Origin of the sequence: Leptospira noguchii serovar Panama str. CZ214 (assembly GCF_000306255.2) — a bacterium.
GTDB classification, from domain to species: domain Bacteria; phylum Spirochaetota; class Leptospiria; order Leptospirales; family Leptospiraceae; genus Leptospira; species Leptospira noguchii.
Genome location: NZ_AKWY02000018.1, coordinates 28,568 through 41,027, shown reverse-complemented (window position 1 = coordinate 41,027; position 12,460 = coordinate 28,568). Strand labels below are relative to the sequence as shown.

Genomic DNA, 12,460 nt, shown 5'->3' with positions numbered 1-12,460 from the left:
GCTTTTGTAAAAAACGTTTCACTGAGTTCAGATGGGACCCGCTGAGTTTCAATGGTAGCTCTGGAATCACCCTATGAGTCGTTTTCGATGGATCGCAATATAATAATTGGTTACGCCAAATTAAACGTTAGGTAGTATGGGTATTTATCTGTCATCGGGTTTGGTTCAAATTTTAATTCTCTTGAGATTAGATTTTGTCTCCTGTTGATCTTCCAAGTCATTTCGTAAGTCCAGTGAAAGCTAGGAACTCCCCGGTTCAAATTTTTCACAAAAAAATCCTCCTTTCCACCAAGGTCCTCCAGCCAAAGCATGTAATTAAAAAGATAACACCTCGAAACCCCATGAGCCGCAGCCAACACGCCTAAAGTCGCCCAAACACCAGTATGAACTCGAATACTAAACTTTTTCATTTTACCAACGTCCCGATTGTATTTGATTTTACCCGCCCGGTTATGAAGGCGTTTCATAGAAGCGATTTGCTTAGAATATTTTCTCAATAGAAAAGGGAGTTTGCTCCGAAGGGCTTTTCTTTCCTGAAGATTCAAACGATTCCAATAAACATCTGGAACTAAAAGAGAATCTGTACCAACAGAACCTTCTACCAAAGCAGACTCAATTTTTTGACCGTCGTCCAATAAAAGAATGTCCATACCAGAAACGGTTCTTAGAACTTTCCAAGCGGAACGGTTTATGAAGAAATTTTTTGGGAAAAACAAAATATTTTAAACTAACGTGAGTTCGACGTAAGAAAATTGGGGCGAATAATAAACTCAATGCAACGACTCTCTACGGGTCGTCGTCGCAGCTCGCAAATTTCATAGTTAAAATGGCTCACGACCTAATGTTGCGACAGCAGGCAGCAACGTTTTGAGTTTCCCGAGCGCCAATAGAAGCGAGACGCTGAGTTAACGCGACCCATAGGAAAGCGTTGTGCTGAGTTCAAACGCTTTCGTAAAAAGCGTTTTACTGAGTTCTTTTCGCTCCAATTCCTTCGGAATTTTTCAAACTCAATGCTGCTCACTATGGATCGCAGCATAATAATCGCTTTCGCATTTGTTATGCCGAACTCACGTTAAACTAAGTTCAATGTAAAAACACAGCTCAGTTTTATAGGTAATAAAATTGGATCTTCTGAAATTTAAGGTTATAAATATAAAAATCCAAAATTTGCAGTTAACCCTTTCCTAAAAGAACAATTCCAACTAAAATAGAAATAGCACCTAACGATGCCACTACGGCTGGTACAAAAAAGAAATAGAAAAATCCAGTAATACCAAAACCAAAAGTACAAAATAAAATAGGAATCAAAAGTTTCTGCACGGTTTGAGGATTCGCTTCCGAAAGATTGGATAAAATCCAAAGAAGTATCATCAATGAAATCAATACGATACTCAAATTCAAACTCATTCCGGTATAAAATTGATCGTAAGTTTTTGTAACTCCTTGCATAGGAATTTTAGTTTGTTGCATTATAGAAATTGTGCTTAAGGCTTGAGGATCAGAAGTTTTGTATCTTGTAAAATGGCCGAACGAATGACCCAAAGCAAAAACGAACATCAACGCTGATGCAATCCGAATGAATAATTTTGCTTTCATAAATTTTCCTTAATGTTTTTAAGTTATTTTTTCTTTTTTTCTTCTTTAGATGAAAATAAACTCTTAAATCCTTCCCAAGCGTCTCTAACGTATTCCGATACAACCGAACCAGCAATTCCTCCTCCGTATGGCCCACCTGCGAAAGTAAAAAACGGAGCAAGAATTGTACTTCCTGCAAAAACGGAACCCAACCAGATTGGATCTATATAAGGAATTGATTGTTTAAAAATTCCTTTATAAATGATAGGAATTTTGAAAGCCCTACCGACTATATTTCCACCAAGTCTTAAATTGATAAGTACATCTATGTTTTTTTCAAAACTGATATTTCCTTTTCCATCCGCTTCTAAGCCCTTACCTTGCAGTTTTAGATTTTGAAAATAAAGGTGATTGTTTTCGATTGTAAAATCTGATTTTAAAGAAGCGAATTCTACTTTTCTACCATCGATTCCATTAAATGAGATGATCTTTCCAAGAGTATTTAAAACCGGAATCATGAAGTTTGCATAACCGAATAATTCCCCGTTAAGAATTTGGAGATTTCCGGAACCTTCCATATTTTTAAAAAATTCGGTAGTAAAATCAGAAGAACGGTTATTTACTTCCGTAACAAAATTGAATTTACTAAACATATCTCCACTGATGATTGAATCAGTTACATAAGGCATTAGAATACGATCGGATTGAATTCTATAAGCTTCACCTTGTACTTCAAACCTGGACTTGAAAGGATCAATTTTAGATTTTCCTAATATTTCTCCGTTGTATATATATGCATGAAAACTAGGTATATAAATCCAAGGATAACTATATTTCAATTCCGCTTTTAAAACTGGGATTCTATGTTTTAATGCGTATACGTTTTTGAGATCCACACTAAAATAAAAAACTCCATTGGGCCTATTTGGATCATCAAATTTTTTAGTGAACTCAAAAAGTTTTCCTAATCGAAGTGCGCTGTGGTAATCTACATAGTTCGCGGTAACTTGAAAGGAAACGTTTGTTTTGTAATTCCATAAAACCGTTCCTTTTGCGTTTCCTTCCGCGATTCCAGGCCAGAGAACAGAGATGTAAGGAAATTCTAGTTTTTTATTTGGAAGATCCAATCTGAATTCCATATTTACTTTGATGTCTCCGAACGGATTTCCTCCTTTGTAAGCAAAATTTTTCGCTTGTGCAATAACGTTGAAGTAGATTGATCGATTGGGAATTTTATCGATTTTGATTGTTCCATTTAGGATCGTCTTTGAAAAATCGGCGTTTGGAAAAATAGTCAATAAATCTCTAAAAATTGAAAGAGAACATTTGTCTAAAGTAATCGTAGATTGAAATTTAGAATTTTCGTAAGTTGTAGGAAACTCGTCTAAGTTAGCACTTCCATAAATTTGAAAACTTTGACCGTCCAATTTGCCCTGTAAGGTTAGAACAAAATTGTTTCCGTAAAAAGAAATGTTCAGTGCGGAATTTGAAAGATAAATTTCATATGATTTTTGATGAGTATCGTCTTGATAGTGTACGTAAAAATCTTCGATCTCAACGTTTTTTAATCCTACTTTAAAAATTTCTTTCGGACTAAACAAAGAGTTTTCGACAACGGAAGAAGGATCAAAAATTCTAATAGTATGAATGTGATTTGAGTTTTCTGAATCTTCTTTATCTTGTTGAAAAAACTCAATCAGATCTACGGAGCTATCTTTGTTTTTATGAAGATTGATTTTTCCACCCGAAATATAAACGTCCCTGATTTCTACTTTCTGACCTAATAAACCAAACCAGGAAATGTCTACTTTAATACGATCGCTGATCCCAATGATCAATTCCTCTTTACGAATTTGAACTTCTTTCAGTTCAATTCCAGGAAACGGAAACAAAATTAAATCCGAAGAACCTACTTTAATTTCTAAACCTGTTTCTTGTTCAATTGCGGTAAGAATGAAATCCTTATAAAAGTCCTGACGAATTAGAAGAGGAACTAACGTGAAAGATATAACCGCAATAATTTGAATTAAAATTATTGTAAGAAATCTAATTCGATAGGTATATAAGAATTTTTGAATGCGTCTGAAAAATTTCATCAAATTTCATCTGTTGGAAAATGGCACAATACTTCTCGATCGTTTCTAATTTTTTTCCAAACCGGAACTTCGGATTTACATAAATCTTGGGCGATTGGACACCGAGTATGGAAATGGCAACCCGTAGGTTTATTGACTATACTTGGAATTTCTCCTTTGAGAGGAATTCTATTTTTTTTTCGATCATATACGTCAAACGTGGATTGAAAAAGTGCCTTTGTATAGGGATGTGCAGGAGAAGATACGATGTCTTTTGTATTACCGAGTTCGACAATTTTTCCCAAATACATAACCGCAATCCTATCTGAAATCGATTTTACCACGCCTAGATCGTGAGAAATAAACAAATAGGAAAGACCGAATTCGTTTTTTAATTCGACTAAAAGTTTCAGTACTTGTGTACCTGTAGAAACGTCTAAAGCGGAAACCGATTCGTCACAAATGACAAATTTAGGTTTTAAAATGAGGGCGCGTGCGATTGCGATTCTTTGCCTTTGCCCTCCGGAAAATTCGTGTGGAAATCTGGAAAGAATACTAGAGGATAAATTTACTTTTTCTAAAATTTCTTTGATCTTAGTTTCTGCTTCTTCCTTGGATATTTTTTCGTGAATCTCCAAACCTTCCATTAGAATTTCTGCAATTGTCATTCTAGGATTCAAGGAAGAATAGGGATCTTGAAATATGATCTGAATATTTTTTCTAAAAGGAAAAAACTCGGAGGAAGATAAAGAAGTGATTTCCTTATCTTCAAAATAAATCGACCCAAATTCAGGTTTTAATAATTTTACAAGACCTCTTCCTAACGTGGATTTGCCGCAGCCAGATTCTCCTACGAGTCCTATAATTTCATTGTTTCCGATTTCAAGATTAACTCCATCTACTGCTATGATTCGATTTTTTTTAAAGCCGAATCCGGACTTTGTATAATAACTGATTGTAAGGTTTTCAATTCGAATCATGAATTTTTATCCGGGTTTTTTGCCAGAAAACAAGCCGAAAGATGTGGTTCTAAATCGGATTGTTGTATGGAAAATAAATCAGGTTTATTTTCTTTGCACGAATTGATTGCTATTTGACAACGAGTGGAATAATGACATCCTAACGGATATTGGTCCGGAGAAGGAACAATTCCCTGAATCGGTTGTAAATCTTCCACCGACTTTGCAAGAGAGGGAATCGATTTCAATAAATCTTTCGTATAAGGATGGTTAGGCGAATCGATGACCGAATCTGTTTTTCCGATTTCGACGATTCTTCCCGCATACATTACTACGATTCTATCCGCGATCGTTCCCACAAGTCCGAAGTCATGTGAAATGAATAGTATAGACATTCGATTTTGTTTTTGAAGATGTAAAAGAAGTTCAACCAGCTGTGCCTGAATAGTTACGTCAATCGCACTTGTGGGTTCGTCCGCAATGAGAAGAGACGGATCACACATAAGCGCCATTGCAATGCTGATTCTTTGTAAGATTCCGCCGCTCATCTGGTTTGGATAAGAATATAATCTTTGTTTAATATCCGTAATTCCAACCGAAGAAAGTAGAAACTCGGCTTTTTCAACGGCTTCTTTTCGGTTTTGCGAAACGTGCATCAAATACGCTTCGATCATCTGGTCTTGGATTTTTAGTAAAGGATTGAGAGCGGCAAAAGGTTCTTGAAAAATATACGCGATTTCTTTTCCTCTAAATTTTCTCAATTCCTCCGAAGGAAGTTTTAAAAGATCTTTTCCTTGGTATAAAATTTCTCCGGACCGTATTTTGGAAATATTAGAAGGAATTAATTTAGTCAGTGCAAGTGAAGTGAGAGATTTGCCACAACCGGATTCTCCAATCAAAGATAAAATTTCTCCGGATTTTACTTCGAAATTTAAATCTTGTTGTCCCCACCCACAAGTATACTTCCAGAAACGCATCTAAAACGAGACTGAAAAGTATAAAAAAATACTAAAAAACATTCTTTTAAGAATCTTTTTGGTTCAAAGTTGAGAAGAATTTCTAAGGTTTGTTTCTCTTTCGAAACGAGATTTCATAGATTTAAGAGCTTCAATAAGTGATTGATATTGATGAAAGGAGAGTTTTTCGGAAGGAATTTTGAAGGTTTTTTGAGCCATCGATTCCAAAGAAATCTGATACGGTGCAATTTTATTCACTTGAGAGAGAAGTATTTTGGTCATTTCTTTCTGGTCTATTGAAGGAATTGAGAAGACCTGAGATTTTGGAATGGATCTCTTCTTATCTCGTCTCTGTGATCTTCTGAAGACTCCTGGATGTGCTTTTTTTAATGAATCGATAATCTTTTGAATTTGGCTTTCGGAAAGAAAACTTAGTCTTTCACCCATTGCCAAAGACGAGCTAATCTCTTGAAGAGTTTCCTTTGAATACCCTATATTTCGTCCAACAGCAAAAAGCTGTTTCAAACGTTGCTTTCTTTTCTCTTCTTCAACTGTATCCTTCATATAGTTTTTTTGAGAAATGGTTCGATTTGATCCTTCAAATTCCTCTTCAAAATCCCGGCATTTACAAGACCCATTCCGATAATATCCCATACACCCCGTTTGACTCGGTGCATCCATAGTATCTCCATTTACTTCCGATTTCTATCGAAGCATTCAATCATCGAAATAGATACAGCGGCAACTTGTATCAGTTCGTTTCTATACTCAGAGTAATCATGATTTTTACCTTCGTATCTAAAGTAAGATTCAAGGGCGGCTTTTTGAACTTCGCCAACTTCCTCTCCAAGTATCATACACCATTCCACAGGTTTGTGATTTTGTGGACCGAACTTTAAATCTTGTTTATCGCGTTCTTCGGAGATCTCTTTAAAAATGTTTTCTCTCACTTATTATCTACCTCCCTATATTCCGCTACATGAAATCCGCTTTTGATAAACCAAAGTGCTACACGAGATCGATGGCATTCAACCGGATCTTTTTCATAACAACACAATGCAATTGGATTATTGTTGGAGAGTGTTTTGAGTTGATCAATTATTTCCATAACATTCAAATTTTCTAAAATAGAATCGAATTTTTTCCAGTCATATCCTTCATTTAGCATTTCTTTTGTGGGAGCCAGTATTTTAAATTGAATTTGTTTCCCCTTTGCAATCCAGCGAGGGGAAAATCTTGAAATATTAAAAACAACGTATCCGGCTGCCAGCAGTTTATCGGTTTTATGATGATAGGATGTTACGATTTTCATTATGCCCCTCCTGACCCTTCCTGTGGTGGAAATTTATTTCCGTTGTTGTTTAAATTTTCTTGTGGTTGATAACCACTTCTTTCGATTCGGATCGGTTCTTTGAATAGAACTCGAAATATAAGATACCAGAGGAAAAGAGTAAAAATTCCAACCAGTAACCAGATAGTGAGAGTTCCCATGACCGTATACATAAGAACCAATTCAAAAATTTCTAATTGACTCATGCTGATCTTTGCTTCTCCAAGTATCATTCTCGAATTCCCACTCTTCAACAGACCAACCCAGCTCAGTGAGTTTCATAATTGCGGTCTCTGAATCCGAATCAAGAAGGTCGTATGCTTGATGGAAATCGATAGAGTTTTTCAATGCGACTCTCTCAGGTTCGAGATAGTTTTTTTGATCTTCTAATGTTTCTCTTTCATGCTTTTTTAGATCATCAAAGAAGAGAGATTTTCGAATATTATACAAAAGTTGAGTCACTTCTTCGTATCTTTGGATCGTTTTAATTTGAATGCTCATTGCTTTCTGTTCTCCTTCTTAACTCGACATAGTATTTTCGCATCCGTTCAGTTTTTAAGTAGTCTGGAAGATCCTTCCAACGTCTTGGAGTCCAACCGCGACGAAGGAAGTTTTCACAGTGATTTATCCAAAGATCCTCCGAGCGTTTTAAATCAATGGGATCCTCTTCGTGGCTCATAACTAAAGTCCTGACTCAGTCGGATATTTATCCAGGATCCATTCCACGAGATAAAATATCTGATCAACATTGTCGCTTTGGTTTGAATCTGTTGCTGCAAGGTCTTGGATGGTTTCCAAAACCTTGCGAACTTTTAGCGGAAGTTCGTTCATGCGGCGTCTCCGATCGCTTCGATTTCTACATCCGTTTCGGATGGAGAGATGTATAAACGCTCGGATTCTTCGTTGAGTTCTACCCCGATTTTTTGCATTGCCTTCAATGGTTCCGCAAGGATCTGTTCTTTGTTCAACTCCAACTTAACTCGAAGGAAGACACCGCTTAATCGAGAAACGAGACTGTTAAACTTTTTGAGAAGACCATTCTCTGAAAGAATTCTATCAAAGAGTTTTTGCGTTGCCCGTGTCTTGACACTTGCCGGAATTCTTCTCAACTTTAAAATACCTGTGGTCAATTTGCAGGTTTTATACTCTGGATCAGGAAAGAGATCTTCCTTATGATGATCCACGAAGTGCTTTATCCCAGCCGCAATGTGTTGGATTTTTAAGTCCAATGGGGAAATCTTTTCCTGAAGATCGTTTTGGAGCTTGCTGATTTGGTCGTCTGTCTCGCTCGTGATTCGATCTCTCTGGCGTTTGAACTCCCCAAGCTGTTGCACACGGCTTGGGTGAGGTCATCGCGGTTTACGTAGTTGTTATCCGGTAAATCAACTAATGTATTTTTACTCGTCTTTTCCTTTTTAGCCACGATGACCTCCTATTCTTTCGGTTCCGAATTCTCAGGAGTCATGTCTACTGCGACTCCGCTTGCAGAGGAAGGAATGACTTTAGCAGGTGGAACCTGATTCTTTAGCTTCTTCTTCTTTCCCGTTTTTTTGGTAGCGACTTTCTTCTTCGCAACCTTTTTCTTCTTTGCAATCGCCATACGTTTCTCCTTCCTTTATACCGCGACTTGATCCACGACGAATTCACCCAAAGCAGATTGAAGATCCTTCAATTCACTTTCGAGTGACTTGAGATTTTTCTTTTGTTCTTCCTTTGCGGTTTTCAATCGATCTTTTACGGTTTTGATTTTGTCATCGATCGCTTGAATCTTTACTTTCTTTTCCTCTTCTAAAAGCTGGATCGTTTCTTTCTTCTCCTCCTCTAAAAGTGTAACCTCAGTTTCAAGATCTCCCGAATTCGTTTTAAATTCAGAGATCTGTTTTTTGACTTCAGCTACTCTTTGCAGAGCGTTATTGTGTTCTTCCTGGTTTGCGATTTTCATGTTACCTCTCAATATTAAAATATTGCGTTATTCGTTTGCTGTTCTTAGGAGGACTTCCGCAGACTGAACATCACCCGGTGAACGATCTCTGATTAGATCTATAGCCGCTTCGAACGTCATCTTTTGACCGTCAAGACTCAGTCTTGATTTCTTAATGTCACTTTCGTCACCGCTTAGATATGTAGAGATTGCGGCTTTGCTTAATTCTTTACCCGTAATTTCTCGAACTCTTCTTGCTACTTCACGTTGAGTGATCTTAAGTTTTTTGAGTATTTCTCCAAAGGATTGTGGAAAGATGATCTTTGCTTGATCATAAGTGAGAACTCGATTCCATCCAGGGAATGTTCTCTCGATTTTTTGGATCTGATGTTTCACTCCGAGTGGAGTCGGGAATGTGTTCTGGATAAAAATCTGACGAGACTTTTGTCCATTCTGTCCAGACTCGAATTTGACTTCGAAAGCTCGCTCTGCGAATGAAAGAACTTCGTTGTCTTTAAGCGGTTCCAAATTCGTCTTGCGAATTCTCCATCCAATCTCTTGAGTCTTAATCAAAGAGCGAAGCCAAGGGCCTTCGTTTTTTCCAAACATGACGATTGAGAAAAGATTTTCTTTTTCGGGAATGCTAATCTCATGAATCTTTTTTAGGTCTCTAAGAAGTTTGCCAGAGAGAGCCTGTGACTCATCGAATAATAGAACGATCTTACGCTTTCGTTTAAAAGCGGCAGTAAGGATCTCTCTAAGAATCAGTTGTTTCGCATGAGCGTTTCCGGGAATTTCTCTATCCGGACTAAGTTCAGAGATCATCACTTTCATAATCTGATTGATGTTGTAATCGAAACTTTCATAGCATCTTCCCATTTCAATTACTTGAAACCTATTCGGATAATCGCGCCAAAAATGTAGCATGTGTTCGTATAGAAACGTCTTACCTGCGCCAACATGTCCGACGACGCACTCCCAACCGGAACTGTCGACGGCATGCTTGATTGCTCTAATTACCCTATTTGTGTTTTCCGTATCTACAAAACTCATTCCGCGTTCTCCTTAGAATCGTTAGATTCAAAATCAATGTTATTCAGAATATTCAAAAGTTCATATATTTCTTGGTTAGTAATCGAGCCTTTGAGGGCAAGGCTTGAATTCAGTCGTCCCTGGACGGCTTCAAAAAGTTCAACTGGCATTTCGGAACGATAGATTAAAAGACGTCGTTCGATGTAGCTCCACGCCGATTCCAATTCGGTGAACTCACTTGGTGCCATCGTTGCGGGAGTTTCGACAGGGACTGAATTTGCAGGAAAGTATCGTAGGTTTTCCATTTCTGCTTCTGGATAAAGATCTTCGATCGTAAAAATTTTACGTTGTCTCTTGGCGCCATCACGGATATCTTCACGTAACTTCATACGATCGGTTTTCAGCCATGTGTCCGATGATTGCGTTTGGTATCCTGTATGTTGCGATATACTTCTTGCTCCGTCCGGATTGCAAATATAAAGATTTCCTAATTTATCCTCTGCTACGAGATTTCCTTCGCGGTCTCTGAAGAGAGTGACGTTTTGGCCTACCAAATCCAAAGCGACTCCATAGGAATGATTTCGATATTCGATACAGCCGTAATTGTTGACGACTCGATTATCGAATGTTACTGTAGCGTCGTAAAAGTTTTGCTCTGTAATTCGCCTGATTGGTTTGTCTTTTGTTCCTGCAAGCCAGAGATCAAATCGTCCACTGATTTGATTTTCGTGAATGGTATATAACGTTAGAAAATCATTCAATTCCTTGAGGTCTGCAAACTTCTTGCCGTCGATCGCGGGTTCTATGATGTTTTTATAAATTCCGATTCTACGTTCGACTGGACCTTTTGCTTTGGGCCGCCCTGGTGTGTGTGTTTTAACGATGATTCCACCGAGTCGCGTAAGTGCGTTTTTAGCACCTTTGAGTCCAGACCCCTTGTCGTTATAAAGATATTCTGGAGTTCCTTCAAATGGGTTCCGGCGATCGACTTTAGGCATCCAAGCGCGCTTGAAAAAATCAAAGTAGTCCGCCGTATTCTCGCCCCGATGTTTCGCTCCTGGCGTAATCGCCTTTCCGCCATAGGCCCAAAGATAAAATACTTTTGAGTAAACATCTACGAGAGAATAAATCCACACTTTGATCAGGTTGTCTTTGAGCATTGCGGTCTCTTCGTCTTTGTCGTCCAGAAACCAGCGGCGTTCGATTTTACCGCGTGGGTTTAAAAAATACCTGGCTGCAACGGACGCGTCGACCATGTGCGTAGAATTCGAATACGGTTCTTTCCACGTTCGTGATGCCTCTTCCGATTGCATTTCATGACGTCCGAGACCGAGACGGTTCAACCACCGGTTTGCGGTGGATTCGGTCCAAGGCAGTTGTATCTGTCCGCTGTTTCGTGCCCTCCTTAACGCAAGTTTCATTGAGAGTGGTTTCGGATTTTTGCCAGACAGATTTGAATAAACAATCTCGGCAATTATCTTCGCTTCAGTTTCCCGGAGATCCATTCGTTCAGGATTTAGATTTGATTTTCGCTTTGATTTTATCTGACCTGAGACGACGGCTAACTCTGATCCAATATTAAATTTTTCGAATCTTCTACGGATTGCGTCTTCCGACAACCCAAAGGTGGCGGCTGCTTTACGCATCATTTCACCTTTGGAATGTTTTGACGGAGCCTCTTTCCAAGCCGAATAGAATTCGTAAAACAAATCTGGATCTAATTGTTTCACTCTTGCGTCTCTCCTTGAAAAATATGGCTCGACCACGCCATCTTTAATGTTTTGAGCGAGATTTCCATTGTCGCGATTGTTCGAGATAGATAGATTCCTAACCCACCGTTTCGAGATTCTTCCGGGATGGATTCAATTCGTTGCAGCGCGTCAAGGATCGATGCGTTACACTCATCGATAATTTTTTCCGCCTCTCTTTGACTCTTGATTTTTAGGAGTTTATCCGGATCGATGTCCTTGGATTTCCGAAGAACATCAATTTGGTCGTCTTTCTTCTGGATCGACTTTTCCAGGGTTGCTTGTTTTTTTCGGAGGAGTTCCGCTTCGGCCTTTACGGTTTGATTTTCCGTTTCCAGGGATTTGATTTTTTTCTTTGAAGAATTTTCTAAAGAGGAAATCCGCTCCTCTAAAAACTCTTCCGCGGAAACGACTGTTCCGTCGGAAAGGGTTAAGGTTTCCCCTTCGAGTTGTTTGAGTCGGACTTCCTTGGCAGCTTGCAGGAATCGTTTCGGAGATGCTTCCATGAGTTGTTTAACTCGGTCACCCAGTCCAAACGATTCGATCGCATTCACATATTCTAATGCAACTCTGCCGCTCATATCGAGTTCTTGCTCTACGCAGTCATGAAATCCGGAATATCCAAGCTCATGAAACAGTTCGAGGTTGCGAATTGCTGTTAATGAGAGAGCGGTTTGAAAGATGTTCACCCTGGCTTGAGTGATATACAATTGAGCCAAGGCCTTTCGCTGTTCCGGCGAGAACTCTCTCGCCTCGCTTGCGCTCGGAATTGTCAGGGCCGTTTCCGGTTGCGATACGTTGTTGTCCGAGTCTTCTATTTCGTCTTTGTATTCGTCTAACGCTGATTTGGTTGTCATATTCTAC

The 12,460-nt window shown here is 38.7% G+C and carries 17 protein-coding genes and 1 pseudogene; all 18 read right to left on the bottom strand.

All coding sequences use genetic code 11. From position 1 onward, the window contains the following. Positions 1 to 110 precede the first annotated feature (110 nt). The gene (locus LEP1GSC059_RS07280; protein ID WP_036057277.1) at positions 111 to 650 is read right to left on the bottom strand and encodes a DUF1564 domain-containing protein; all 540 of its coding nucleotides are present in this window, start codon (positions 648 to 650) and stop codon (positions 111 to 113) included. Positions 651 to 1,173: 523 nt separating this feature from the next. Further along, the gene (locus tag LEP1GSC059_RS07275) at positions 1,174 to 1,596 is read right to left on the bottom strand and encodes an LIC_13387 family protein (RefSeq protein WP_020980535.1); all 423 of its coding nucleotides are present in this window, start codon (positions 1,594 to 1,596) and stop codon (positions 1,174 to 1,176) included. Positions 1,597 to 1,619: 23 nt separating this feature from the next. After that, complete coding sequence (locus LEP1GSC059_RS07270; RefSeq protein ID WP_020980537.1) at positions 1,620 to 3,671, bottom strand: AsmA family protein; 2,052 nt, start codon at positions 3,669 to 3,671, stop codon at positions 1,620 to 1,622. Continuing rightward, positions 3,671 to 4,630: an ABC transporter ATP-binding protein gene (locus tag LEP1GSC059_RS07265; protein ID WP_002177096.1), complete on the bottom strand. Its 960-nt coding sequence runs from the start codon at positions 4,628 to 4,630 to the stop codon at positions 3,671 to 3,673. The genes LEP1GSC059_RS07270 and LEP1GSC059_RS07265 overlap by 1 nt, the downstream gene beginning before the upstream one ends. Further along, positions 4,627 to 5,586, bottom strand: a complete 960-nt coding sequence (locus LEP1GSC059_RS07260) for an ABC transporter ATP-binding protein (protein ID WP_017214973.1) — start codon at positions 5,584 to 5,586, stop codon at positions 4,627 to 4,629. Before LEP1GSC059_RS07260 ends, LEP1GSC059_RS07265 begins: the two co-directional genes overlap by 4 nt. Positions 5,587 to 5,649: 63 nt before the next feature. Then, entirely contained in the window at positions 5,650 to 6,129 is a 480-nt protein-coding gene (locus LEP1GSC059_RS07255; RefSeq protein ID WP_017213559.1) for a hypothetical protein, read from the bottom strand. A gap of 128 nt (positions 6,130 to 6,257) precedes the next feature. Next, positions 6,258 to 6,515: a MazG-like family protein gene (locus LEP1GSC059_RS07250; RefSeq protein WP_017213557.1), complete on the bottom strand. Its 258-nt coding sequence runs from the start codon at positions 6,513 to 6,515 to the stop codon at positions 6,258 to 6,260. Further along, positions 6,512 to 6,877, bottom strand: coding sequence for a DUF488 family protein, N3 subclade (locus LEP1GSC059_RS07245; RefSeq protein WP_017213556.1), 366 nt, complete (start codon positions 6,875 to 6,877; stop codon positions 6,512 to 6,514). Before LEP1GSC059_RS07245 ends, LEP1GSC059_RS07250 begins: the two co-directional genes overlap by 4 nt. Continuing rightward, entirely contained in the window at positions 6,877 to 7,101 is a 225-nt protein-coding gene (locus tag LEP1GSC059_RS07240; RefSeq protein ID WP_036057265.1) for a hypothetical protein, read from the bottom strand. The genes LEP1GSC059_RS07245 and LEP1GSC059_RS07240 overlap by 1 nt, the downstream gene beginning before the upstream one ends. Then, positions 7,079 to 7,396: a hypothetical protein gene (locus LEP1GSC059_RS07235; RefSeq protein ID WP_017214150.1), complete on the bottom strand. Its 318-nt coding sequence runs from the start codon at positions 7,394 to 7,396 to the stop codon at positions 7,079 to 7,081. Before LEP1GSC059_RS07235 ends, LEP1GSC059_RS07240 begins: the two co-directional genes overlap by 23 nt. Beyond that, positions 7,380 to 7,574, bottom strand: a complete 195-nt coding sequence (locus tag LEP1GSC059_RS24110; RefSeq protein WP_061251080.1) for a hypothetical protein — start codon at positions 7,572 to 7,574, stop codon at positions 7,380 to 7,382. Before LEP1GSC059_RS24110 ends, LEP1GSC059_RS07235 begins: the two co-directional genes overlap by 17 nt. A gap of 2 nt (positions 7,575 to 7,576) precedes the next feature. Next, entirely contained in the window at positions 7,577 to 7,726 is a 150-nt protein-coding gene (locus tag LEP1GSC059_RS23610) for a hypothetical protein (protein WP_017214152.1), read from the bottom strand. After that, positions 7,723 to 8,318 (bottom strand): annotated as a pseudogene (locus tag LEP1GSC059_RS07230) (host-nuclease inhibitor Gam family protein). Before LEP1GSC059_RS07230 ends, LEP1GSC059_RS23610 begins: the two are co-directional and overlap by 4 nt. Before the next feature lie 9 nt (positions 8,319 to 8,327). Beyond that, positions 8,328 to 8,495, bottom strand: coding sequence for a hypothetical protein (locus tag LEP1GSC059_RS23605; protein WP_017213550.1), 168 nt, complete (start codon positions 8,493 to 8,495; stop codon positions 8,328 to 8,330). Positions 8,496 to 8,510: 15 nt separating this feature from the next. Beyond that, a complete protein-coding gene (locus LEP1GSC059_RS07225; protein WP_017213549.1) occupies positions 8,511 to 8,837 on the bottom strand; it encodes a hypothetical protein in 327 nt (108 codons plus the stop codon). A gap of 27 nt (positions 8,838 to 8,864) precedes the next feature. After that, positions 8,865 to 9,869 carry an ATP-binding protein gene (locus LEP1GSC059_RS07220; RefSeq protein WP_017214153.1) on the bottom strand — a complete coding sequence of 335 codons (1,005 nt, stop codon included), beginning with the start codon at positions 9,867 to 9,869 and terminating at the stop codon, positions 8,865 to 8,867. Continuing rightward, on the bottom strand, positions 9,866 to 11,578 hold the full coding sequence (locus LEP1GSC059_RS07215; protein ID WP_017214154.1) for a DDE-type integrase/transposase/recombinase: 1,713 nt from the start codon (positions 11,576 to 11,578) through the stop codon (positions 9,866 to 9,868). Before LEP1GSC059_RS07215 ends, LEP1GSC059_RS07220 begins: the two co-directional genes overlap by 4 nt. Further along, entirely contained in the window at positions 11,575 to 12,453 is an 879-nt protein-coding gene (locus LEP1GSC059_RS07210; protein WP_017213546.1) for a hypothetical protein, read from the bottom strand. The genes LEP1GSC059_RS07215 and LEP1GSC059_RS07210 overlap by 4 nt, the downstream gene beginning before the upstream one ends. Positions 12,454 to 12,460 lie beyond the last annotated feature (7 nt).

Excerpts from the sequence above, each read along its gene's own strand:
- LEP1GSC059_RS07260 (WP_017214973.1), bottom strand. The coding sequence starts at position 5,586 with ATGCGTTTCTGGAAGTATACTTGTGGGTGGGGACAACAAGATTTAAAT.
- LEP1GSC059_RS07280 (WP_036057277.1), bottom strand. The coding sequence starts at position 650 with ATGGACATTCTTTTATTGGACGACGGTCAAAAAATTGAGTCTGCTTTG.
- LEP1GSC059_RS07255 (WP_017213559.1), bottom strand. The coding sequence starts at position 6,129 with ATGAAGGATACAGTTGAAGAAGAGAAAAGAAAGCAACGTTTGAAACAG.
- LEP1GSC059_RS07270 (WP_020980537.1), bottom strand. The coding sequence starts at position 3,671 with ATGAAATTTTTCAGACGCATTCAAAAATTCTTATATACCTATCGAATT.
- LEP1GSC059_RS07220 (WP_017214153.1), bottom strand. The coding sequence starts at position 9,869 with ATGAGTTTTGTAGATACGGAAAACACAAATAGGGTAATTAGAGCAATC.
- LEP1GSC059_RS24110 (WP_061251080.1), bottom strand. The coding sequence starts at position 7,574 with ATGAGCCACGAAGAGGATCCCATTGATTTAAAACGCTCGGAGGATCTT.
- LEP1GSC059_RS07210 (WP_017213546.1), bottom strand. The coding sequence starts at position 12,453 with ATGACAACCAAATCAGCGTTAGACGAATACAAAGACGAAATAGAAGAC.
- LEP1GSC059_RS07265 (WP_002177096.1), bottom strand. The coding sequence starts at position 4,630 with ATGATTCGAATTGAAAACCTTACAATCAGTTATTATACAAAGTCCGGA.
- LEP1GSC059_RS07240 (WP_036057265.1), bottom strand. The coding sequence starts at position 7,101 with ATGAGTCAATTAGAAATTTTTGAATTGGTTCTTATGTATACGGTCATG.
- LEP1GSC059_RS07275 (WP_020980535.1), bottom strand. The coding sequence starts at position 1,596 with ATGAAAGCAAAATTATTCATTCGGATTGCATCAGCGTTGATGTTCGTT.
- LEP1GSC059_RS23610 (WP_017214152.1), bottom strand. The coding sequence starts at position 7,726 with ATGAACGAACTTCCGCTAAAAGTTCGCAAGGTTTTGGAAACCATCCAA.
- LEP1GSC059_RS07245 (WP_017213556.1), bottom strand. The coding sequence starts at position 6,877 with ATGAAAATCGTAACATCCTATCATCATAAAACCGATAAACTGCTGGCA.
- LEP1GSC059_RS07235 (WP_017214150.1), bottom strand. The coding sequence starts at position 7,396 with ATGAGCATTCAAATTAAAACGATCCAAAGATACGAAGAAGTGACTCAA.
- LEP1GSC059_RS23605 (WP_017213550.1), bottom strand. The coding sequence starts at position 8,495 with ATGGCGATTGCAAAGAAGAAAAAGGTTGCGAAGAAGAAAGTCGCTACC.
- LEP1GSC059_RS07225 (WP_017213549.1), bottom strand. The coding sequence starts at position 8,837 with ATGAAAATCGCAAACCAGGAAGAACACAATAACGCTCTGCAAAGAGTA.